General features: G+C 52.2%; 22 protein-coding genes and 1 riboswitch. Of the genes, 10 read left to right on the forward strand and 12 right to left on the reverse strand.

What is annotated here, in order from left to right; all coding sequences use genetic code 11:
- Positions 1-9: 9 nt before the first annotated feature.
- The 12 genes from Q3O06_RS04305 to Q3O06_RS04360 all read right to left on the reverse strand — a co-directional run bounded on the left by Q3O06_RS04305 (position 10) and on the right by Q3O06_RS04360 (position 10,534).
- Positions 10-1,065 (reverse strand): FAD:protein FMN transferase, encoded by a 1,056-nt coding sequence (locus Q3O06_RS04305; protein WP_301817855.1) that lies wholly within the window; start codon positions 1,063-1,065, stop codon positions 10-12.
- Positions 1,023-1,160: a hypothetical protein gene (locus Q3O06_RS04310; protein ID WP_301817856.1), complete on the reverse strand. Its 138-nt coding sequence runs from the start codon at positions 1,158-1,160 to the stop codon at positions 1,023-1,025. Before Q3O06_RS04310 ends, Q3O06_RS04305 begins: the two co-directional genes overlap by 43 nt.
- Before the next feature lie 57 nt (positions 1,161-1,217).
- A complete protein-coding gene (gene nqrF, locus Q3O06_RS04315) occupies positions 1,218-2,435 on the reverse strand; it encodes an NADH:ubiquinone reductase (Na(+)-transporting) subunit F (protein ID WP_301817857.1) in 1,218 nt (405 codons plus the stop codon).
- A gap of 13 nt (positions 2,436-2,448) precedes the next feature.
- Positions 2,449-3,042, reverse strand: a complete 594-nt coding sequence (gene nqrE / locus Q3O06_RS04320) for an NADH:ubiquinone reductase (Na(+)-transporting) subunit E (protein WP_301817858.1) — start codon at positions 3,040-3,042, stop codon at positions 2,449-2,451.
- 3 nt (positions 3,043-3,045) lie between these two features.
- Positions 3,046-3,672 (reverse strand): NADH:ubiquinone reductase (Na(+)-transporting) subunit D, encoded by a 627-nt coding sequence (locus Q3O06_RS04325; RefSeq protein WP_036493003.1) that lies wholly within the window; start codon positions 3,670-3,672, stop codon positions 3,046-3,048.
- Entirely contained in the window at positions 3,672-4,448 is a 777-nt protein-coding gene (locus Q3O06_RS04330) for a Na(+)-translocating NADH-quinone reductase subunit C (protein ID WP_114935033.1), read from the reverse strand. The genes Q3O06_RS04325 and Q3O06_RS04330 overlap by 1 nt, the downstream gene beginning before the upstream one ends.
- Positions 4,441-5,673 (reverse strand): NADH:ubiquinone reductase (Na(+)-transporting) subunit B, encoded by a 1,233-nt coding sequence (locus tag Q3O06_RS04335; RefSeq protein ID WP_301817859.1) that lies wholly within the window; start codon positions 5,671-5,673, stop codon positions 4,441-4,443. The genes Q3O06_RS04330 and Q3O06_RS04335 overlap by 8 nt, the downstream gene beginning before the upstream one ends.
- Positions 5,674-5,675: 2 nt before the next feature.
- Complete coding sequence (locus Q3O06_RS04340) at positions 5,676-7,019, reverse strand: Na(+)-translocating NADH-quinone reductase subunit A (protein ID WP_301817860.1); 1,344 nt, start codon at positions 7,017-7,019, stop codon at positions 5,676-5,678.
- A 244-nt stretch (positions 7,020-7,263) separates the two neighbouring features.
- Positions 7,264-8,685, reverse strand: coding sequence for a sodium:proton antiporter (locus tag Q3O06_RS04345; RefSeq protein WP_301817861.1), 1,422 nt, complete (start codon positions 8,683-8,685; stop codon positions 7,264-7,266).
- A 358-nt stretch (positions 8,686-9,043) separates the two neighbouring features.
- The gene (locus Q3O06_RS04350) at positions 9,044-9,403 is read right to left on the reverse strand and encodes a YbaN family protein (RefSeq protein ID WP_301817862.1); all 360 of its coding nucleotides are present in this window, start codon (positions 9,401-9,403) and stop codon (positions 9,044-9,046) included.
- On the reverse strand, positions 9,400-10,005 hold the full coding sequence (locus Q3O06_RS04355; protein WP_301817863.1) for a DUF1415 domain-containing protein: 606 nt from the start codon (positions 10,003-10,005) through the stop codon (positions 9,400-9,402). The genes Q3O06_RS04350 and Q3O06_RS04355 overlap by 4 nt, the downstream gene beginning before the upstream one ends.
- A 46-nt stretch (positions 10,006-10,051) precedes the next feature.
- Positions 10,052-10,534, reverse strand: a complete 483-nt coding sequence (locus Q3O06_RS04360) for an Lrp/AsnC family transcriptional regulator (RefSeq protein ID WP_107818519.1) — start codon at positions 10,532-10,534, stop codon at positions 10,052-10,054.
- Between the two features lie 202 nt (positions 10,535-10,736).
- Positions 10,737-10,833, forward strand: a riboswitch (glycine riboswitch).
- 214 nt (positions 10,834-11,047) lie between these two features.
- On the opposite strand from Q3O06_RS04360, the gene gcvT reads away from it, so the two are divergent.
- The 10 genes from gcvT to Q3O06_RS04410 all read left to right on the forward strand — a co-directional run bounded on the left by gcvT (position 11,048) and on the right by Q3O06_RS04410 (position 23,115).
- Positions 11,048-12,148 carry a glycine cleavage system aminomethyltransferase GcvT gene (gene gcvT / locus Q3O06_RS04365; protein WP_301817864.1) on the forward strand — a complete coding sequence of 367 codons (1,101 nt, stop codon included), beginning with the start codon at positions 11,048-11,050 and terminating at the stop codon, positions 12,146-12,148.
- A gap of 147 nt (positions 12,149-12,295) precedes the next feature.
- Complete coding sequence (locus Q3O06_RS04370) at positions 12,296-12,835, forward strand: hypothetical protein (protein ID WP_308446888.1); 540 nt, start codon at positions 12,296-12,298, stop codon at positions 12,833-12,835.
- 51 nt (positions 12,836-12,886) lie between these two features.
- The gene (gene gcvH / locus Q3O06_RS04375; RefSeq protein ID WP_301817876.1) at positions 12,887-13,273 is read left to right on the forward strand and encodes a glycine cleavage system protein GcvH; all 387 of its coding nucleotides are present in this window, start codon (positions 12,887-12,889) and stop codon (positions 13,271-13,273) included.
- A 145-nt stretch (positions 13,274-13,418) separates the two neighbouring features.
- Complete coding sequence (hemA, locus tag Q3O06_RS04380) at positions 13,419-14,666, forward strand: glutamyl-tRNA reductase (protein ID WP_301817866.1); 1,248 nt, start codon at positions 13,419-13,421, stop codon at positions 14,664-14,666.
- A gap of 247 nt (positions 14,667-14,913) precedes the next feature.
- Positions 14,914-17,220 carry a NosR/NirI family protein gene (locus Q3O06_RS04385; protein WP_301817867.1) on the forward strand — a complete coding sequence of 769 codons (2,307 nt, stop codon included), beginning with the start codon at positions 14,914-14,916 and terminating at the stop codon, positions 17,218-17,220.
- Positions 17,221-17,347: 127 nt separating this feature from the next.
- Entirely contained in the window at positions 17,348-19,315 is a 1,968-nt protein-coding gene (gene nosZ / locus Q3O06_RS04390; RefSeq protein ID WP_301817868.1) for a TAT-dependent nitrous-oxide reductase, read from the forward strand.
- A gap of 172 nt (positions 19,316-19,487) precedes the next feature.
- Positions 19,488-20,843, forward strand: a complete 1,356-nt coding sequence (locus Q3O06_RS04395) for a nitrous oxide reductase family maturation protein NosD (RefSeq protein WP_301817869.1) — start codon at positions 19,488-19,490, stop codon at positions 20,841-20,843.
- Between the two features lie 57 nt (positions 20,844-20,900).
- Entirely contained in the window at positions 20,901-21,797 is an 897-nt protein-coding gene (locus tag Q3O06_RS04400) for an ABC transporter ATP-binding protein (RefSeq protein ID WP_301817877.1), read from the forward strand.
- Entirely contained in the window at positions 21,794-22,624 is an 831-nt protein-coding gene (locus Q3O06_RS04405; RefSeq protein ID WP_301817870.1) for an ABC transporter permease, read from the forward strand. The genes Q3O06_RS04400 and Q3O06_RS04405 overlap by 4 nt, the downstream gene beginning before the upstream one ends.
- The gene (locus tag Q3O06_RS04410) at positions 22,621-23,115 is read left to right on the forward strand and encodes a nitrous oxide reductase accessory protein NosL (protein ID WP_301817871.1); all 495 of its coding nucleotides are present in this window, start codon (positions 22,621-22,623) and stop codon (positions 23,113-23,115) included. Before Q3O06_RS04405 ends, Q3O06_RS04410 begins: the two co-directional genes overlap by 4 nt.
- Positions 23,116-23,320: the final 205 nt, after the last annotated feature.

Here is a 23,320-nt window from a genome sequence, read left to right on the forward strand (position 1 = left end):
TTTGTGTGTTTAGCGGAGCAGTTTTTCAAATTCGGAAGACATGGCGGTGCGGTAGCCGCCCTTATCCCTGACAATCAGGAAAACGGCGAGTTTTTCTTGTTCTGCCAGCTTTAAGGCTTCGGTTTCGCCTAAAACAAATAATCCTGTGGATAAGCCGTCCGCCGTCATCGCGCTGTCTGCGACAACACTGATGGAGGCGAGGTTGTGGCTGATGGGGCGTTTGTTGTTCGGGTTGATGATGTGGGAGAGGCGTTTGCCGTTTTTATCGACATGGAAAATACGGTAATCGCCGGAAGTGGCAAGAGAACGGTTGTTCAGCGGGACGATGATTTGAGTATTGCCGCCTTGGACGATATTGGGCTGCTCGATACCGATGCGCCACGGTTCGCCGCGCGCGTTTTTGCCTTTGCCGTGCAACTCGCCGCCGATTTCGACCAGATAATTTTGAATGCCGTATTTTTCCAGTTCGCCCGCAACTTTATCGACACCGAAGCCTTTGGCAATCGAAGATAAATCCAAATAGGCCTTGGGGTGGGTTTTGCTCAATGAGTCGTAATCTTTGCCTTGTTTCAGAATGATTTTGTCTATGCCCGTATAAGATGCCGCCTGTTTGATTTGTTCCGGCGACGGTTCACGGGTAACGGATTTGTCGGGGCCGAATCCCCAAAGGTTGACCAAAGGGCCGACGGTTACGTCCAGTGCGCCGTGCGTCAGGCGGTTCAGGCGGACGGCTTCGGCAGTAACGTGTGCGAAGTCGCTTGAAATGCGGAGGGGTTTGCCGGCTGTGTGTTGGTTGAACCGGCTGATTTCGGAATCAGGCTGATAGGTGGACATCTGCCGGTTGACTTCTTTAAGCGCGTTATCGATGCGCTTTTGTATTTCGGCGGGGGAGGGGAGTTTGTCTCGATTATTTGAAAGGTATTTGACGGTATAGGTCGTACCCATCGTTTCGCCTTGAAGGGTAACGGTTTGCGCGGTTTGTTCCGAACAGGCGTTCAGGAAGATGAAACCCAGGGCAAATATCAAGGCGCGGATAAGGTTCGGCAGGCGTGTTTCAGACGGCATAGTGTTTGACGGTTTTGGCAAATGGCTTGAATTATATCGCAAAACGACCGGTATGTTTCTATGCCGATGCCGTCTGAAGGGTGTTCAGACGGCATTAGCATGGAAAAAGGAAGAAACCGAAGTTTCTTCCTTTTGTATTTGAAGCCGAATACTCAACCGCCGAAATCGTCCAAGAGGATGTTTTCGTCTTCCACGCCCAAGTCTTTGAGCATTTTGATGACGGACTGGTTCATAATCGGCGGGCCGCACATATAAAATTCGCAGTCTTCCGGCGCTTCGTGGTTTTTCAGATGGTTTTCGTAAACCACGTTGTGAATGAAGCCCGTGTAGCCGTCCCAGTTGTCTTCAGGCAGCGGGTCGGATAGGGCGACGTGCCACGTGAAGTTCGGGAATTCTGCCGCGAGTTGGTCGAAGTCTTCAACATAGAACATCTCGCGTTTGGAACGTGCACCATACCAGAAGGTGATTTTGCGTTTGGAGTTCAAACGTTTCAACTGGTCGAAAATGTGGGAGCGCATCGGCGCCATACCTGCACCGCCGCCGATAAATACCATTTCGGCATCGGTGTCTTTGGCGAAAAATTCGCCGAACGGGCCGGAGATGGTTACTTTGTCGCCGGGTTTGAGCGACCAAATGTAGGACGACATTTGTCCCGGGGGCGCATCGGGTACGCGCGGCGGCGGCGTGGCGATACGCACGTTCAGCATAATGATGCCTTTTTCTTCAGGGTATGAAGCCATAGAGTAGGCGCGCAAAATCGGCTCGTCCACTTTGGAAACATATTGCCACAGATTGTATTTGTCCCAGTCTTCGTGATATTCCTTAGGAATGTCAAAGTCTTTGTAGGCAACAGTGTGAGGAGGAGCTTCAATTTGAATGTAACCGCCGGCGCGGAAGGGGACTTCTTCGCCTTCAGGAATGGCAAGCTTGAGTTCTTTAATGAACGTGGCTTTGTTGTCATTGGAGATGACGGTGCATTCCCATTTTTTCACGCCGAACACTTCTTCGGGTACCTCAATGTCCATATCGGTTTTGACGTTGACCTGACAAGACAGACGGCAGCCTTCGCGTGCTTCGCGTTTGCTGATGTGGGACAGCTCGGTCGGCAGGATGTCGCCGCCGCCGCTTTTTACGACGACGCGGCATTGTCCGCACGAGCCGCCGCCACCACAGGCGGAAGGAACAAAAATACCTTGGCTGGCAAGCGCGCCCAAGAGTTTGCCGCCGGCGGGCATCATCAGCTCTTTTTCGTTATTGACTTTGATGGTGATGTCGCCTTCGCTCACCAACTTGGATTTGGCAAACAGAATCATCAGTGCCAAAGCCAAGACGATGACGGTAAACATCACAATACCTAAAATAATCTCCATACCGGTCCCTTTCTTATAACTGGATGCCGGAGAACGACATAAACGCCATCGCCATCAGGCCAGCGGCGATAAAGGTAATGCCCAAGCCTTTGAGGCCTTTGGGAGCGTCCGAATATTTCATTTTTTCGGTAATGCCCGCCAAAGCGACAATCGCCAACATCCAGCCCAAACCCGCGCCGAAACCGTATACAACGGACTCGCCGAAGTTGTATTCGCGTTGCGCCATAAACGATACGGCACCGAAAATCGCGCAGTTTACGGTAATCAGAGGCAGGTAGATACCCAATGCGTTGTAGAGGGCAGGGACGAATTTGTCCAAGAACATTTCCAAAATCTGCACCAAAGCGGCAATCACGCCGATGAAGGTGATGAATTTCAGGAAGGTCAAATCCACGCCTTCAACCAGCGCACCGTCTTTCAGCAGCGAATAAACGAGTTGGTTGGCAGGGACGGACAGGCCGAGTACGAAAGTGACGGCAACGCCCAAACCGAATGCAGTGGATACTTTTTTAGATACCGCCAAAAACGTACACATCCCCAAGAAGAAGGACAGTGCCATGTTTTCCAGAAAGACGGATTTTACAAAGAGGCTTAAGTAATGTTCCATGTGTTATTTCTCCGCCTGTTCAGGTTTCCAAGTGCGCAGACCCCATACCAAGAAACCGATGATGAAGAACGCGCTGGGAGCGAGCAGGAACAAGCCGTTGGTTTGATACCAGCCGCCATCTTGTACGGTTTGGAAAATGGTGTAGCCAAAGAGCTTACCTGAGCCGATCAATTCGCGGATGGTTGCGATGATGATCAACATCATGCCGTAACCTGCGCCGTTACCGATGCCGTCAACCAAGCTTTCCAGCGGCGGCTCTTTCATGGCGAATGCTTCGGCACGGCCCATCACGATACAGTTGGTAATAATCAGGCCGACAAATACGGAGAGCTGTTTGGACAGCTCATAGGCAAAGGCCTGAAGCAGTTGGTCAACCAGCGTTACCAAAGAGGCAACAATCGCCATTTGCACAATAATACGGATGCTGTTGGGGATGTAGTTGCGTACCAAAGAAATGAAAAAGCTGGAAAAACCAGTTACCAAACTCACGGAAATACCCATCACGATGGCCGTCTGAAGCTTGGTGGTAACCGCCAAAGCCGAACAAATACCCAAAACCTGCAAGGCAATCGGGTTGTTGTCGATAAAGGGTGAAAACATCAAATATTTCAAGCGTTTCATGTCAGCCATTATTGTGCTCCTGCTGATTTCAATTTGTTCAGGTAGGGGATATAGCCGTTTTCGCCGAACCAGTAGGCGAACGAACCTTGCACGCCTTTGGATGTCAGCGACGCGCCGGAGAGGGCATCTACGCCGTGTTCTTTGTCCGAACCCGCGCCTTTGCCGACGTGCAGGGCGAGTTTGCCTTGTCCGTCAAAGAGTTTTTTGCCGACGAATTTTTGCTGCCACAACGGATTGCCGATTTCGCCGCCCAAGCCCGGGGTTTCGCCTTGTTCGTAGTAGGTAATGCCGTTGATGGTGTTGCCGTCGGGTTGAATGGCGACAAAGCCGTACATGACCGACCACAAACCGTTGCCGTGCATCGGCAGGATGATTTGCCCGATTTTGCCGTCTTCGCCTTTTACCAAATAAACCTCAGTGTATTTGGCACGGCTTTTGATGCCTGCCAAATCGTCTTCGGGTTTGATGCGGATGCTTTGCGCGGGGTCTTTGCCTGCGATGCGCGCGCTGAAGTCTTTCGGCGCGTCTTTCACATATTCGCCGGTCGCCAAATCGACCACGCGTTGCTCGATACGCTCGGCAAAGGTTTTGCCGATGTCGGTGTTTTTATCCATCAAACCGGCTACACTCAAAATATAGCCTTGTTTGTCTTGAAGTTTTTGTTTTTCTTGGATGGGTTTCAAGCCGACGACCGCACCGGCAACGATGACCGAGCAAATCAGGCTGACCGCCAACACGACAATCAGCGTGCCGCTGAAGCTGTCTTTATCGAATTTCTTAGCCATTGCTGCGCGCCTTTCTGCGTTTGATGTTCGCTTGTGCGACGAAATAGTCGAAAATCGGGGCAAACAGGTTGGCAAACAGAATCGCCAACATCATGCCTTCGGGGTAAGCAGGGTTAACCACGCGGATTAACACGCACATCACGCCAATCAGCGCGCCGTACCACCATTTGCCGACATTGGTAAAGGAAGCGGAAACGGGGTCGGTCGCCATAAACAGCATACCGATGGCGAAGCCGCCGATGACCAGATGCCAGTACCAAGGCATAGCAAACATAGCGTTGGTGTCCGAACCGATGACGTTAAACAGCGAAGACATCGCAATCATACCGATCATCACGCCGGCAATAATGCGCCAAGAAGCGATGCGGGCAAACACGATAAACGCGCCGCCGATTAAGAGTGCCAAAGTGGAGACTTCGCCGATTGAGCCGGGCACATTACCGATAAACGCATCCATCCAAGTGATGGATTTACCGGTAACGGCATTTTGCAGGCCGTCTGCACCGTGTGCCGCCCATTGAGCGAGCGCGGTTGCGCCGGAATAGCCGTCAACTGCCGTCCAAACGGTGTCACCGGTAATATTGGCAGGGTAGGCGAAGAACAAGAAGGCACGGCCTGCCAGCGCAGGGTTCATAAAGTTTTTACCCGTACCGCCGAATACCTCTTTCGCAACCACCACGCCGAAGGTAATACCCAAGGCGGCCTGCCACAGCGGCAGGGTAGGCGGAACGATTAAGGCGAACAAAATCGAAGTCACGAAGAAACCTTCGTTGATTTCGTGTTTGCGCACGGTGGCGAACAAGACTTCCCAAAAACCGCCGACGATAAATACGGTCGCGTAAATCGGCAGGAAGTAAATCGCGCCGAACAGCATTTTGCCCAACACACCCGCTTCAGACGACATATTGATGCCCAAAGCGTTGGCAAGGGCGTAATGCCAGTCGTTGGCGATGTTTTGTTGCAGCAAATCAGGCGTTAACGCACCGAATGCCTGTACGCCGACGTTGTACATACCGTAAAACATGGCAGGGAACAAAGCCAGCCACACCAAAATCATCATGCGTTTGGAGTCGAGCGCGTCGCGGACGTGCGCCGCTTTGCGCGTTACCGCACCGGATGTGTAGAAAATCGTCGCCGCAGCTTCGTAGAGGGCATACCATTTTTCATGTTTGCCGCCCGGCAGGAAGTGCGGTTCGATTTTTTCAAGAAAATGTTTCAAGCCCATAATCAGCCTTCCTTCTCAATGGTTTCCAGCACCTTGCGCAACAGCGGGCCGTATTCGTATTTGCCCGGGCAGACGAAGCTGCACAAAGCGAGGTCTTCTTCGTCCAATTCCAAGCAACCCAAAGCCTGCGCGCTGTCGGTATCGCCGACGATTAAATCGCGCAAAAGCAGGGTGGGCAGGATGTCCAGCGGCATCACGCGCTCGTAAGTGCCGATGGGGACCATGGCGCGGTCGCCGCCGTTGACGGCTGTCGTGAACTTGAAGAGTTTGTTTTTCAGGAAATGGCCGAGGGTCGTCCGCGTGATGGAGTATTTGTCCGGCTGCGGCGCAACCCAGCCGAATAGCTCTTTGCTGCGGCCTTCTTCGATAACGGAAATCTGATTGTGGTAGCGTCCCAAATAATCGTGCGCGCCTTGTGCAATCGCGCCGTTTAATACCGAGCCGGAAATCACACGGTTGTCTGCATTAACCAATTCGCCGGCGGTAATTTGCGATACTTTTGCGCCCAAAACGGTACGCAAGAGGCGCGGTTTGTTGACTTGGGAGCCTCCCAAGGCAATCACGCGCTCGGTGTTCAGACGGCCTGTAGTAAACAAACGTCCGATGGCAATCACATCTTGATAATTGATGGTCCAAACGGTTTTATTCGCGCCGACTGGCTTGATGAAATGAATGTGCGTACCGCTCAAACCCGCGGGATGCGGACCGCCGAATTCATGTGTTTCAATATTGGCAGCGTTTGCAGACGGCACGTCTGCGCCTGCTGCTTTACACACATGGATTTTACGCTCGGTCAGGCGGCTCAATACCAACAGGCCGTGTTTGAAGTCTTCGGCGGCTTCTTTGATGATGACCGTAGGATCGGCAGCCAGAGGATTGGTGTCCATCGCATTGACGAAGATGGCGAACGGCTCGGCATCGACAGCAGGAATTTTGCTGAACGGACGGGTACGCAGCGCAGTCCACAAACCGGATTGAATCAGGTTGCGGCGCACTTCTTCGTTGCTCAATTTTGCCAACGCTTCAGGTGCGTAGCGTTCGAACTCGATTTCGTCGTTGCCTTCAACGGCAATCACGACTGACTGAAGTACGCGCTTTTCGCCACGGTGAATCGCGGCGATTTTGCCTGAAGCCGGCGCGGTAAATACTACGCCCGGATTCTTTTTGTCTTCAAACAGCACTTGGCCTTTTTTGACGGCTTCGCCTTCCTTGATTTTCATCGAGGGGCGCATGCCGACATATTCTTCGCCAAGCAACGCGACTTCGGTGATGGCCGGCCCGTCATAAATGACTTGCTCCGGTCTGCCCGCGATGGGCAGGTCTAGACCTTTTTTGATTTTAATCATAGATTTGCATTACTTGTGATGGTTAAGGTAATAACGGCGTGTTTTGATACGGTGTCGCGGGGCATCAAAAGCATTGAATAAATTAATGTAGCAAAGTGTTAGATTTTATCAGGAATTGTACCTGTTTGTCAGATTTGCCGCTTTTTTCCTTGCGGAAGCCGTTTTTAATTGTCGGAAGGGAGAAATATCGATTTGATTATGCTGAAATTTAAAATGCCGTCTGAAGGTTCAGACGGCATGGCGTTTACAGCAGTTTGAAAACGAAAAAGACAAGGGTGTGGATGATGAAGACAGGAATCAGAAAACCCGCCGACCACATCATATAACCGAAAAACGAGGGCATCGGTACGCCGCGCTGTTCGGCAATGGCTTTGACCATGAAGTTCGGCGCGTTGCCGATGTAGGTCAGTGCACCCATAAATACCGAACCCATAGAGACGGCCAGCAGGGTATGGAACAGGGGACCCGTCATCAAGGCTTGGGCATCGCCGCCCGCCATATTGAAAAACACGAGATAAGTGGGCGCATTATCCAAGAATGCCGACAATATGCCGCTCATCCAGAAATACATTGTATTAATCGGATGACCTGCTGTATCGTGAACCAGCGATACCACCCCGCCCAGCGCGCCTGCCTCGCCTGCTTTCAGAATGCTCAGGACGGGGAAGATGGTGATGAAGATGCCGAGGAAGAGTTTGCCCACTTCGGCGATGGGTTCAAAGTTGAATTCGTTGCCTGCGCGGACTTGTTTGGGCGTGATTGCCATAGATACGGCGGTCAATACAATCAGGATGACATCGCGGACGAGGTTTTGCAGGGCGTAACGGCTGCCGAGGATTTCAAATCCCGAGTGTTCGGGTTTCCAAAGGCCGGACATTAGAACCGCGCCGACCACGCCCGTCAGCAGGAGAAAATTCCATTTTCCGAAGATGGCGATTTTTTCGGGTTTTTCCTGTTGTGCCGGAGTATCTTGTGCAATGCTTTCCTGTTTGAAGAGACGGTTGTCGATGAAATAGAAGGCGGTCAACAGGACAGCGGTGCTGATCAGGACAGGGGCGAGCATATGCTTGACCGTCCACATGAAATCTACACCCTTAAGAAAGCCGAGGAAGAGTGGGGGGTCGCCCAAAGGGGTCAGGCCGCCGCCGATGTTTGCAACCAAGAAAATGAAGAAGATGACGATGTGCACGCGGTGGGCACGGGTTTGATTGGCTTTCAGCAAAGGGCGGATCATCAGCATTGCCGCGCCGGTCGTACCCATAATTGAAGCCAGTGCCGTGCCGACGGCAAGCAGGGCGGTGTTGAGCTTGGGTGTGCCGTTCAAGTCGCCCCAAACTAAAATGCCGCCTGAAATGGTGTACAGGGCAAGCAGCAGCAGGATGAAGGGGATGTATTCTTCAACGAGTGCGTGTGCGACGGTATGGATACCGGCGGACGCGCCAAAAACCAAACTGAACGGGATGAGGAACAGCAATGTCCAAAAGGCGGTAATTTTGCCGTAATGGTAATGCCAGGTATGAGAAAAAAACAAGGGGCCCAATGCGATAGACAGCAAAATCAGGGCAAAGGGCAGACCCCACAGCAGGTTTAGGTTTGCGCCGTCCAAATCTGCGGCGTAAACCGATGCCGGGAAAAGCATTAGTGAAAACAGGGGTAGGTGGCGCATCGTGTTTCCTCGATTCAAGCACTGCCTTGCGCGGCGCGCGGGAGTGATACAGGCTTCGTGCCGCCCGGACATAGGCGGACTGTGCTGCCTGTTTGTTTTTGAAAAAAGTTTTCCGATTGATTGTAAAGTAAATAATCAGGATAAACCAGTTTCCCAAACCGGAAGGCGGCGGGAAGGCGGATTGCCGTGTTTGGGAATATATGTTCTTTTTGATAAATAATTTTATTTAAAACAAAGAAATATATATCTTTAATAAATAATCTATCAAAAACGAAAAATGAATTTATTTTAACATATATTTGCAATGAAGCAGGTTTGCCCCGTCCGTTTGTTTGCCCTTATCCCTTTCAGACGGCATTCAAGATTCGGGCCTGCGCCACATCCATATGGCGACAAGGGAACAGAAAACCGATGAAATTGCGCCTACCCACCAGCGTTGGGGGAACTGCCAAAACATCATCAGGCAGGATGCGGTCATCATGCTGATGGCGAAAATCTTGGCTTTGCGCGGTACTGCGCCGTTTTGTTCCCAGTTATGAACCATCGGGCCGAAATAGCGGTGGCGGTGCAGCCAGCAGTGAAAACGCGGGGATGCCTTTGCCCAGCAGGCGGCGGAGAGCAGTACGAACGGCGTGGTCGGCAACAGTGGCAAAAAAATGCCGATTATCCCCAGCAGCAGGGAAATGCAGCCGCAGGCAATCAACAGGTAGCGTATCATTTTTCACCCTGCTGTTTATTGCGGGTAAACGGACATTGCGAAATCCCCAGTTTTTCCCAACCTTCATGCCCCATTTTTTCCAGCAGGGCGATATTGCGTTCGAATATTGCCGAAGCGTCGGGAAAGGCTTGCGCAGCTTTGGCAATGCTGTCTTCGCGGATAAGGTGCAGCGTCGGATAGGGAGAACGGTTGGTATAGTTGCCGATGTCGTCGGGTTCGGTATTCTGAAAGCGGAATTGGGGATGGAACGGCGCGATTTGGATGATGCCTTCCAAGCCGTTTTCGACAACGGCGGCATCGGCAATGTCGAGCATATCGTTGAATACGTCGAAATCGGGGAATAGGGTCGGGTGAACCAGCAGGGTGGTTTCCAGTTCGGTGGCGGACGTATTGCCCAGTCGCTGCAGTTCTTCGTCCAAGTCTTCCAAAAAACCGTCAAGGTGTTTGGCTTCGCTGATCGCGATGCGGACAAGGTTTTTAACGTGGGGGGCTTTGGCAAAGGGACACAGGTTCAGACCGATGACGGCTTTTTCCAACCATTGTCCGGTGTGTTCGGCAACAGCATCTTTATTTTCGGAAGTATTGATATTCATTATTGTCATGTAAATGTGTTTGCAGATTGCACGTGCGGGAAAATCGGGAAGGGCACTATTCCTTCAGCAGGTGGTTGAGCGGCAGGGAGGTGGTGTGTTTGATTTCTTTTAAAACAAAGCTCGATTGCGCATCCTGTACGCCGTGGTGGGACAGGAGCGTATCCAAAACAAAATGGGAAAACGCGTTCATATCGGTAAAAAATGCCTGAAGCAGGTAGTCGGTTTCCCCTGTCAGGGCGAAGCAGCTCAAGACTTCCGGCCATTTTCGAACCGATGCGGCAAAGTCTTCCCGCGCGTCTTTTGCTTTGCTGATGGAAACGCGGATAAATGCCTGAAGCCCCAGATTAACGGATTCCGGAGACAGCAGCGCGGCATATTGGCGGACGATGCCGGCATCTTCCAACTGCTTCAGACGGCGCAGGCACGGAGAAGGCGAAAGTGCGACACGTTCGGACAGTTCGACATTGGTCAGCCTGCCGTTTTCCTGGAGAACCTGTAAGATTTTAATATCGGTTTTGTCTAAAGTGAGTTGGGGCATATTTGCGTTCCGTTTTAAGGAATCCGGATTGTCTGTCCGTATGTTTGCGGCAATCCGCACAGATGGAGGTCATATTAACATATAAAAAGTTATACCGTCATCCGGGACAAATTTTGTTTTCGGAAAATCATGTGGAAACAGAGGCGGTCGGTTTGCATCTCTTTAAGACGGCTTGCCCAAACCGCCGATTCAAGACATAATCGGGAAATGTGCAGGAGAGAGCTACACCCGATTACGCGTAGCCGCCGAAGGCGCAGATGCCCTTAAATCGCTCAGGCAACAGGGACTGCACATTGAAATAAAACATCTGGAGAGCGGCGTTTCCCAAAGATACGCCCACCGAAGGGGAGAAGGCCGTCTGAACCACCATTCAGACAACCGCGCAAAGCAGTGAGCAGACTGGTTTGCCATCCAGCGGATACGGCCGAAAATCTCAGGTTCAAGGACAGATAGGGTCATCCGCGCACAGGTGCGCGGGCGGCATCTGAACAAAAAATCCAGAGAAACTTGAGAATGACTGCTCTGAAAACCACCCCGTTTCACCAAGCCCATCAAGATGCAGGCGCGAAGCTGGTCGATTTTGCCGGCTGGGAGCTGCCCATCCATTATGGTTCGCAAATCGCCGAACACGAAGCCGTGCGCACCGACGCAGGCATGTTCGACGTATCCCATATGCTCGTTACCGACGTCGCCGGAGCGAACGCCAAAGCCTTTTTCCGCAAACTGATTGCCAACGACGTTGCCAAACTCGCCTTCGTCGGCAAAGCCCTTTATTCCGCGCTGCTCAACGACAACGGTGGTGTGATTGACGACTTGATCGTTTACCGCACCAACGAAGCCGAAACCCAATACCGCATCGTATCCAACGGCGCGACCCGCGAGAAAGACACGGCGCAATTCCACAAAGTTGGACAAGAGTTCGGCGTTGCCTTCAATCCACGCTACGACCTCGGCATGCTTGCCGTGCAAGGTCCTAAAGCCATCGAAAAACTCCTGACCGTCAAACCTGAATGGGCGGACGTCGTCAATAATCTCAAACCGTTCCAAGGCGCGGATTTGGGCAACGACTGGTTTGTTGCCCGCACCGGCTACACCGGCGAAGACGGCGTGGAAGTCATCCTGCCCGGCACCGAAGCCGTTGCATTCTTCAAAGCCCTGCAACAAGCCGGCGTACAGCCCTGCGGCCTCGGCGCACGCGACACCCTGCGCATGGAAGCCGGCATGAACCTCTACGGCAACGATATGGACGACGACACCAGCCCGCTCGAAGCAGGCATGGGCTGGACGGTTGATTTGAAAGACGAAAGCCGCGACTTCGTCGGCAAAGCCGCCTTGCTGGCATTGAAAGAAAAAGGCGTTGCCGTCAAACAAGTCGGTTTGCTGCTCAACAAAGGCGGCATCCTGCGCGCGCATATGGAAGTGTTGACCGACAAAGGCAAAGGCGAAACCACCAGCGGCGTATTCTCGCCCAGCCTGAAACAATCCATCGCCATCGCGCGCGTACCGAAAGATTTTGACGGCGATACCGCCAAAGTGCTGATTCGCGGCAAAGAAGCGGACGTGCGCGTACTGAAGCTGCCGTTCGTCCGCAACGGTCAAAAACAGTTTGATTAATATCGGTTCAGACGGCATTTTCATTTCATATGCCGTCTGAAAGCAGGTTTTAAGGAATTGTTGTTCCCTATGAAAGCAACCTTTGGCAGTTTATTGTTGTTATTGATGTTATCGGCCTGCGCTTCGTCTGCCGACGAGCGCGGATTGATGTTTTTCGATACAGAAGGAAAATCCCATACTGCAATATTTATGAAAATCGTTGGCGGCAATGGAAAGATTGCCGGCGAGGTGGTGATAGACGGGGAATATGCTCTTGATATTGTCCGCATGAATGATGATTTGAGTATTGCCGTGCAAGATAATAAGGGTAGAAGCCGTGCTTCCGACCTGAAATCATTGTCGCAAGCGAAATCATTTACCCTGTTTGCGTTCAGCCGTTATGCGGGCACAGTTGAAGTGGATGAAGTATCGGCTGTTGCAGGCATTTGTGCAGATTACCGCAGCAAAGGTCTGAAGGTTGCCGTTGCAGACAATATGAGGTCCAAACAAGAAATCGTTGTATTCCGTGCAAGCGGCGTAATGGCAAGTAACAAGCGCAAGATAAACGAAGCGTATTTGGATTATTCTGCCTCCCCTAAACTTCCTTCCGCCCAAAAGCAAGAATTGGAACAAGATAAAAACAATATGATTGCCGTCCATTACGGACGCTTGGAAGAATTAATCGCACGAGGTATCTGCGCACGCTAAGCTGAGCAGATGCCGTCTGAAAATAACCCCCTACCAATGGAGAATCAAACCATGAGCAATAACATCCCGGTCGAACTGAAATATGTTGCCAGCCATGAATGGCTGCGCCTTGAAGAAGACGGTACGATTACCGTCGGCATTACCCACCACGCGCAAGAGCTGTTGGGCGACATCGTGTTTGTCGAGCTGCCTGAAGTCGGCGCAAACCTTGCCGCTGAAGAGCAAGCCGGTGTGGTTGAGTCTGTAAAAGCCGCATCTGACGTGTACGCGCCGATTGCGGGCGAAGTCGTTGCCGTCAACGATGACTTACCCAGTGCACCTGAAACTGCCAACAGCGACCCTTATGGCGCAGGCTGGTTATTCAAAATCAAACCTGCCAATCCTGCCGATTACGACGGTCTGCTGACTGCCGAACAATACGCGGGCGAAGTGGATTAAATTCCTATCCTGATAATAGGATGCCTTATTTAAGGAACTGCACTTTCAGACGGCAAGGATGCGTTTGGAAGTGCAGTTTTTGTCTGTGTCTTCAAGGTCAGTTAGGCTATAATAACGGCCTATATTCATCTTTACCGATTTTTTCATGCAACTTACCGCTGTCGGACTCAATCATCAAACCGCACCTTTAAGCATACGGGAAAAGCTGGCGTTTGCCGCGGCCTGCCTGCCCGAAGCCGTCCGCAATCTTGCCCGAAGCAATGCGGCAACGGAGGCGGTAATCCTTTCTACCTGCAACCGCACCGAGCTTTACTGTGTCGGCGATTCGGAAGAAATCATCCGTTGGCTCGCAGACTACCACAGCCTTCCCATAGAAGAAATCAGCCCCTACCTTTATACTTTGGGGATGCAGGAGACTGTGCGCCATGCTTTCCGCGTTGCCTGCGGCTTGGATTCGATGGTGTTGGGCGAGCCGCAGATTTTAGGACAGATTAAGGATGCGGTCAGAGTTGCTCAAGAGCAGGAAAGTATGGGTAAGAAACTCAATGCCCTGTTCCAAAAAACCTTTTCCGTTGCTAAAGAAATCCGTACCGATACCGCTGTCGGCGAAAACTCGGTTTCGATGGCTTCCGCGTCCGTCAAGTTGGCGGAACAGATTTTTCCCGACATCGGCGATTTGAACGTATTGTTTATCGGCGCAGGCGAAATGATCGAGCTGGTTGCCACTTATTTTGCCGCTAAAAATCCCCGGCTGATGACGGTTGCCAACCGGACGTTGGCGCGTGCGCAGGAGTTGTGCGACAAGCTCGGTGTCAACGCCGAACCGTGCCTGCTGTCCGATCTGCCTGTTATTCTGCACGATTACGACGTGGTGGTTTCTTCAACGGCAAGCCAGCTCCCCATTGTCGGCAAAGGCATGGTGGAGCGCGCATTGAAACAAAGGCAGAGTATGCCGCTGTTCATGCTTGATTTGGCAGTGCCGCGCGACATTGAAGCGGAAGTCGGCGATTTGAATGATGCCTATCTTTATACTGTGGACGATATGGTCAATATCGTCCAAAGCGGTAAGGAGGCAAGGCAGAAGGCTGCTGCCGCCGCCGAAGCACTGGTGTCTGAGAAGGTTGTCGAATTTGTCAGGCAGCAACAGGGCAGGCAGAGTGTCCCGTTAATTAGGGCATTGAGGGATGAGGGAGAGAAAGCGCGCAAACAGGTCTTGGAAAATGCGATGAAACAGCTTGCCAAAGGCGCAACGGCAGAAGAGGTTTTGGAACGACTGTCCGTCCAACTGACCAACAAGCTGCTGCATTCGCCAACTCAAACCTTGAATAAGGCGGGGGAAGAAGATAAAGATTTGGTTCACGCCGTCGCGCAGATTTATCATTTGGACAAATAACGGTGCACCGGAAAAGGATGCCGTCTGAAGGGGTTTCAGACGGCATATTTTTGTGCTGTCTGACAACATCGTGAAATCCCACATTATATCGATGTAATCACAAAGTATTATCCCGTATGCGGATTGGTTTTAAGATTTGTAAATTTGATTTGCATCAAAAAATCGCTGATAGATGATTCATATAATATCAATATTAAAGAGTATCGGTATATCGGGGATAGCTATGTCCTGTTTTTCAATCCGGCGTATGTCTGCGTTTCGGGCGCGGATAACGGCGTTTTTTGCCGCCTTTGTCTTTTTGACGGCGGCACTGCCCGCTTATGCGGAGCGTCTGCCTGATTTTCTGGCGAAAATACAGCCTTCGGAAATCTTTCCGGGGGCGGACCGTTACGGCAAGCCGGAAGGCAAGCCTATGGTCGCCCGCGTTTACAAAGGCGACGAGCAGCTCGGTTTGGTCTATATTACAACCGATGTGGTTAATACGCGCGGTTATTCGAGCAAACCGATCGATACGCTGATGGCGTTGGCAAACGACGGCACGATAGCCGGGGCGAAACTGGTCGACCATCACGAACCGATTATGCTGATCGGTATTCCCCAGTCGCGCGTGGACAAATTCATCGACAAATATATCGGTCTGAACTTTATTAAAAATCCGCCGACTCCGGGCGTGGCGCCGGGCGACATTATCAGCGGTGCGACTGTTACGCTGATGGTGATTAACGACAGCATCCAGCGTTCGTACAAGGTCATTGCCAACCAATACCGTCTGGGTTCGGATAAGGCCCTTCAGACGGCATCCGCTTCCGATGTTCAGGAAGCCGCGCCTGCGGCAGAAACTCGTCCGCGCCGTATGGCAAATCCCGACAAGCAGGATATTTTGTCTTGGGACGAACTTTTGAAACAAAAGGCCGTCGGCCATCTGCATATCACGCTCGATCAAATCAACAAACTGTTTGAGAAAGGCGGCAAGGCCGGCGTGGCCGATCACGCCGAACAGGGCGATCCTGACGATACCTTTATTGATTTGTATGTTGCCTTGGTCAGCCAGCCTTCCATCGGTAAAAGCCTGCTGGGAGAGGATGGCTGGGCGCATCTGCAAAAACGGCTGAAACCCGGGCAGCAGGCGGTTTTGGTTGCCGGAGAGGGCCGTTATTCTTGGAAAGGTTCGGGCTATGTGCGCGGCGGTATTTTCGACCGTATCGAGATGATTCAGGGGGAGAACAGCTTCCGTTTTACCGATGCCCAACATGAACGCGTCGTCGCGCTGTCTGCCGCCGGTTCGCCGCGTTTTAAAGAAGTTTCTTGGTTTACCATCCCTGAAGGCGTAGAGTTTGACGGTGCGGAGCCGTGGCGTCTGCAATTAATGGTTCAGCGCGTATTGAGCGTGAACGATAAAGCCTTCGTTACCGCCGATTTGGATTACGAATTGCCTCAGGGTTATTATGTCGATGATCCTAAAGCGCCGCCCGTGGAAATCAGCGCGCCTGTCGAAGCCGTACCTGCCGCAGCATCCGATGCCGCTTCAGACGGCATTGCCGAAGATGCGTCAGCTGAAAACGGTGTATCCAACCAATTATGGAAACAGATTTGGAAAGCGAAACAGGGGCAGATTGTCGTTGTCGGCATTGCGCTGACCATATTGTTACTGGTGTTTTTGTTCCAAGACTGGATTGTGCGTTACGAAAAATGGTACGACCGCTTCCGCCTCGCCTTTTTGACCTTCACGCTCTTCTATATCGGCTGGTATGCGCAAGCACAGCTTTCGGTCGTCAATACGCTGACGCTGTTTTCCGCCATCCTTACCGAATTTCATTGGGAATTTTTCCTGATGGATCCGATTGTGTTCATCCTTTGGCTGTTTACCGCCGCGACTATGCTGTTGTGGAACAGGGGGACGTTTTGCGGTTGGCTGTGTCCGTTCGGCTCATTACAGGAATTGACCAACAGGATTGCCAAAAAACTGGGTGTGAAACAGATTATCGTGCCGCATATGCTGCATACCCGTTTGAGCGTTATCAAATATCTGATTTTCTTCGGACTTTTGGCAATTTCGCTGTATGATTTGGGTACGGCGGAAAAATTTGCCGAAGTCGAACCGTTCAAAACCGCAATTATTTTGAAATTCATGCGCGATTGGTGGTTTGTCGCCTTTGCCGTGGCACTTTTGATTGCGGGGCTGTTTATCGAACGCTTCTTCTGCCGTTATCTGTGTCCTTTGGGTGCGGGCATCGCGCTGCCGGGCAGATTCCGTGTGTTCGACTGGCTGCGCCGCTACAAAATGTGCGGCAACCCCTGCCAAATCTGTACGCACGAATGCCCCGTTCAGGCAATCGCGCCCGAGGGCGACATCCATCCGAACGAATGTATCCAGTGCCTGCACTGCCAAGTCATGTACCACCACGATACGCGCTGTCCGCAAGTTGTGGCAGTGAATAAGAAAAAACAAAAACAGGCTGCTGCAAAATCAGGGGAATTGGAGAGTGTCTCCAAGCAGCCGCAGGAACAGGTCGTCCGTTTTGTCAAACCCGAAACGGCGCAATCTGAAAAATAAGCATACGGGGGAAGTCTGAAGCCAAAGTGTCAGGCAGGCAGGGTTTCCCCGGAAGGATAATAAAATTTTTTCCCATCGGCTTGCCGTCTGAAAACCGGTTTGCCGTATTTTATCCAAGGAGTGTTGTATGTCAGACGAAAAATTAGAACAAAACGGCTTGAGCCGTCGTTCATTCTTAGGTACGGCCGCCGCTTCCGGTGCAGGTATTGCCGGTGCGGGCCTGTTGGGTTTGGCGGGTTGCTCTAAAGACGGCGAACAGGCTGCCGCTAACGCTTCCGGCGCGGCCCCCGTTGCCAAGGCGCAAGGGGAATCCAAACCCGGCCAACTGTCTTCCGAAGTCGGCCCGGGCGAACTCGACCAATATTACGGCTTCCTTTCCGGCGGCCAGTCCGGCGAGATGCGCCTGATCGGTCTGCCTTCTATGCGCGAACTGATGCGTATCCCCGTGTTCAATATGGACAGCGCGACCGGTTGGGGACGTACCAATGAGAGCTTGAAAGTCCTCAACGGAAATATTACCGAAGAAACCCGTAAATTCTTAAAAGACAGCGGCCTGCGCTGTTATCCCAACGGCGACCTTCACCACCCGCACTTGTCATTTACCGACCAAACTTATGACGGCCGCTATGCCTATGCCAACGACAAGGCAAACAACCGCGTCTGCCGCGTGCGTCTGGATGTGATGAAGGCCGACAAAATCATCGACATCCCCAATGCATCGGGTATTCACGGTCTGCGTCCGCAACGTTATCCGAAAACCGGTTATGTCTTTGCCAACGGCGAACACATTACTCCTGTTAGTGGCGTAGGCAAACTGGATGATGTAAAAACCTGGAATGCCGTGTACACCGCCATCGACGGCGAAACCATGGAGATCGCATGGCAAGTATTGGTTGACGGTAACCTGGACAACGGTGATGCCGACTATCAAGGCAAATATTCTTTTGCCACCTGCTACAACTCCGAGCGCGCGCTGACCGTACAAGGTGCGTCTTCCAACGAGCAGGACTGGTGCGTCGTTTTCGACCTGAAAGCCATCGAAGAAGGCATCAAAGCGGGCGACTTCAAAGAAGTTAACGGTGTGAAAATGCTGGACGGTCGCGCTGAGGCCAAATCCAAATACACGCGCTATATCCCCGTGCCGAACTCTCCTCACGGCTGTAATGCTTCTCCTGACGGTAAATACATCATGCTCAACGGTAAACTGTCTCCAACCGTTACCGTATTGGATGTCAGCAAACTGGACGATTTGTTTGCAGGCAAAATCAAAGAGCGCGATGTGGTCGTAGCCGAACCGCAACTGGGTCTTGGCCCGTTACACACTGCATTTGACGGTCGCGGCAATGCTTATACGACATTGTTTATCGACAGCCAAATGGTGAAATGGAACATCGACGACGCAATCAAAGCCTACAAAGGCGACAAAGTCGATCCGATCAAACAAAAACTCGACGTTCACTACCAACCGGGCCACAACCATACGACTATGGGCGAAACCAAGGAAGCCGACGGCCAATGGCTGGTGTCTTTGAACAAATTCTCCAAAGACCGCTTCCTGAATGCCGGTCCGTTGAAACCCGAGTGCGACCAATTGATCGACATCTCCGGCGACGAAATGCGTCTGGTACACGACAACCCGACTTTTGCCGAACCGCACGACTTGTGTTTGGTTGCCGCGTCCAAACTGAACCCTGGCAAAACTTGGGACCGCAAAGACCCTTGGTTCTGGCAGGATGCTTTGGAACAGGCGAAAAAAGACGGTGTCGAGCTGGAAAAAGCCGCCAAAGTCGTACGCGAAGGCAACAAAGTACGCGTGTATATGACTGCCGTCGCACCTGCATTCAGTATCCCTCAATTTGAAGTGAACCAAGGCGACGAAGTAACCGTATACGTAACCAACGTCGAGACCATCGAGGACTTGACTCACGGCTTCACTTTGGAAGGCTACGGTATCGCTATGGAGATTGGCCCGCAAGCGACATCTTCCGTAACCTTCAAAGCCGTTCGTCCGGGCGTGCACTGGTACTATTGCCAATGGTTCTGCCACGCCTTGCATATGGAAATGTCCGGTCAGATGATTGTTCATCCCAAATAATGCGGCCTGACGGCTGAATATGGAGAATGCCGTCTGAAGGCAACAGGTCTTCAGACGGCATTTATAGCCAAACCGCTTGCCATACCGTTTCAGGCGGTTTCGCTATAAAAACAGGCACATTTGAATGATGCTTTATTTTGTTCGGCCATACCGAACGAAACAGAGGGACACCATGCACACATCCGCGCTCCGTATATGGCTGAAGGCCGTGCTGATACTTGCCGCCGGCAGTATTTTTCAGACGGCATCGGCAGCCGTCGTCCACGTTTCCCCGCAAGACAATCTTGCCGAAATTCTTGCCCGTGCCCATGCGGGCGATACGCTTAAACTGGCTTCCGGCGTATATCAAACCAAACTTTATATCGACAAACCGATTACGATTGAAGGGCCTGCCGACCGTTCCGCAACCATCGAAGGGGACAGGAGCGGGCGTACCATAGCCGTACACGCGCCGGACGTAACGCTCCGCAACCTGACCGTTACCCGTTCCGGTATGAGCCTGCCAGCAATGGATGCCGGTATTTATCTCGAAGAAACCGCTCCGCGCGCCCTGATTGAACACAACAATATTTTTGATAATTCGGTCGGCGTATATCTGCATGGTTCTGCCGACGCGATGGTGCGCGAGAATAAAATCGTCGGCGACGCGACTTTGCGCGTGAATGAGCGCGGCAACGGCGTTACCGTTTGGAATGCGCCCGGCGCGCAGGTCGTCGGAAACGACATTTCCAAAGGGCGGGACGGCATTTTTTCCAACACCAGCACGCACAACACCTATAAAAACAACCGCTTCAGCGATTTGCGTTTCGCCGTCCACTATATGTACACCAACGACAGCGAAGTCAGCGGCAATATTTCTGTGGGCAACAATATGGGCTATGTGCTGATGTTTTCCGAACGGCTCAAAGTGTTTGACAATATCGCCGTCGGCAGCCGCGATCAGGGCATTATGCTCAACTATGTCAACTATTCCGATATTCACGACAACATTATCAACAAGGCGGGCAAGTGCGTTTTTGCCTACAATGCCAACTACGACAAACTGTCCGCCAATCATTTTGAAAACTGTCAAATCGGCATACACTTTACCGCCGCCATCGAAGGCACGTCCCTGCATGACAATTCCTTTGTCAATAACGAAAGCCAAGTCAAATACGTCAGCACGCGCTTTCTCGACTGGAGCGAGGGCGGACACGGCAACTACTGGAGCGACAACAGCGCGTTCGATTTGAACGGCGACGGCTTCGGCGACAGCGCGTACCGTCCCAACGGTATCATCGACCAAATCATCTGGCGCGCGCCCGTATCGCGCCTCTTGATGAACAGTCCCGCAATCAGCATCGTCAAATGGGCGCAGGCGCAGTTTCCCGCCGTTTTGCCCGGCGGCGTGGTGGACAGCAAACCGCTGATGAAGCCTTATGCCCCCAAAATTCAAACCCGTTATCAGGCGATGAAGGACGAGCTGCTCAAAGAAGCCGAAACGCGGAAGTCGGAATGGGGCAGGGCGGAAAACGGTTCTTTGAACTAGTCTGCTTCAGACGGTATCCGGATTCAAATGCCGTCTGAAAACACAAAAGGAACAACCATGACCACACATCATGTCGAATTGAGGAAGGTAACCAAACGCTTCGGGGCGCAAAAAGCCGTCAACCAAGTCGATTTGGTTTTGAAGGCAGGAGAAAGCGTCGGACTTGCCGGGCACAACGGCGCGGGCAAGTCCACCATTATGAAGCTGATACTCGGGCTGATTACCCCGACCGAAGGCGAAGTGATGCTTTTGGGCGAACGTACCGGCAGCAAAGCGGGGGCGCGGCTTCGCAGCCAAATCGGCTACCTGCCCGAAACCGTTGCGCTGCACCCTTCGCTGACCGGCATCGAAACGCTGGATTTTTATGCCAAACTTAAAAAACAGCCGCTCACGCAGAACCGGGGGCTGCTTGAGCGCGTCGGCATTTCACAGGCGGCACACCGCCGCGTCGGCACTTATTCTAAAGGGATGCGCCAACGCCTTGCTCTGGCACAAGCCCTGCTGGGCGAACCCAAAGTCCTGCTGTTTGACGAACCGACAACCGGCCTCGACCCTGCATCAAGGCAAATGTTTTACGAAGTCGTGCGCGAACTCAACGGGCGCGGCGCGACCGTATTGCTCAGTACCCACGCCCTTGCCGAGTTGGACGGGCACGCCGACCGCATTGTCGTGATGAAAAACGGCGTTAAGGTTGCCGACGGCAGTATGGACGAATTGCACGTTCAAAGCGGACTGCCGCTGACCGTCAATATCCGCCTCAATGCACCGCGCACCCTCAGCAGCCGCTGGCAGCCGCTTTCAGACGGCATTTCCTATCGGGCGCAATGTCAGGCGGAAGAACGTATGGAACTGTTGGGTGAGTTGGGCAGCCTGTCCGACCTTGCCTATCTCGACATCCACACACCGACGCTTGACGAAATGTATGCACAGTTCTTGAAAAGGGAGGACGTATGAGCCCTGTTTGGATTATTACCGGCAAAGAAGTCCGCGACAGCCTGCGCAACCGTTGGGTTCTTGCCGCCGCACTCTTGCTTGCCGCACTCGCCCTTTCTTTAGGTTTTCTCGGCAGCTCGCCCACCGGTTCGGTCAAGGTCGATCCGCTGACCGTTACCGTTGTCAGCCTGTCGAGCCTGTCTATTTTCCTGATTCCGCTGATTGCGATGCTGCTCTCCTATGATGCACTAATCGGCGAAATCGAGCGCGGTACGATGGCGTTGCTGTTGAGTTATCCTATTTCGCGCAACCAAATCCTTGCCGGCAAGTTTGTCGGACACCTCATCATCCTTGCCCTCGCCACCACGGCAGGTTACGGGTTGGCAGGCATTACGCTGCAACTTGCCAACGGCAGTTTCGACATCGCCGCTTGGAAACCCTTTGCGCTGCTGATTGCCGCCAGCATCATCCTCGGCGCGGCTTTTCTGTCTATGGGCTACTTGATTAGCGCGAAAGTCAAAGAGCGGGGGACGGCGGCCGGTATTTCCATCGGTGTGTGGTTGTTTTTCGTCGTCATCTTCGATATGGCGCTTTTGGGTATTCTGGTTGCCGACTCGAAACAGGTGATTACCGCGCCCGTCGTTGAAACGGTGCTGCTGTTCAATCCCACCGACATCTACCGCCTGCTCAACCTGACCGGTTATGAAAATACGGCTATGTATGCGGGTATGGCGGGTTTGAGCGGACAAATCAGCCTGACCGTCCCCGTTTTGCTGACCGCGCAGGTTTTATGGGTTATCATTCCGCTTATCTTGGCAGCCGGAATTTTTAGAAAGCGACAAATATGAAGAAAACCCTGTTGGCAATTGTTGCCGTTTTCGCCTTAAGTGCCTGCCGGCAGGCGGAAGAGGGGCCGCCGCCTTTACCCCAGCAGATTAGCGACCGTTCGGTCGGACACTATTGCAGTATGAATCTGACCGAACACAACGGCCCTAAAGCCCAGATTTTTTTGAACGGCAAACCCGATCAGCCCGTTTGGTTCTCCACCATCAAGCAGATGTTCGGCTATACCAAACTGCCCGAAGAGCCTAAAGGCATCCGCGTGATTTACGTTACCGATATGGGTAATGTTACCGATTGGACGAATCCCAATGCCGATACGGAGTGGATAGATGCGAAAAAAGCCTTTTATGTCATTGACAGCGGCTTTATCGGCGGTATGGGTGCGGAAGACGCGCTGCCGTTCGGCAACAAGGAGCAGGCTGAGAAATTTGCAAAGGATAAAGGCGGTAAGGTTGTCGGTTTCGACGATATGCCTGATACCTATATTTTCAAATAAATCCAAACAAAAATGCCGTCTGAACGTTGAAGCCAAGGTTCAGACGGCATTTTTTATAGTGGATTAAATTTAAACCAGTACAGCGTTGCCTCGCCTTGCCGTACTATTTGAGACCTTTGCAAAATTCCCCAAAATCCCCTAAATTTCCACCAAGACATTTAGGGGATTTTCCATGAGCACCTTCTTCCGGCAAACCGCCCAAGCC

It is taken from the genome of Neisseria maigaei, assembly GCF_958267405.1.
GTDB classification, from domain to species: domain Bacteria; phylum Pseudomonadota; class Gammaproteobacteria; order Burkholderiales; family Neisseriaceae; genus Neisseria; species Neisseria bergeri.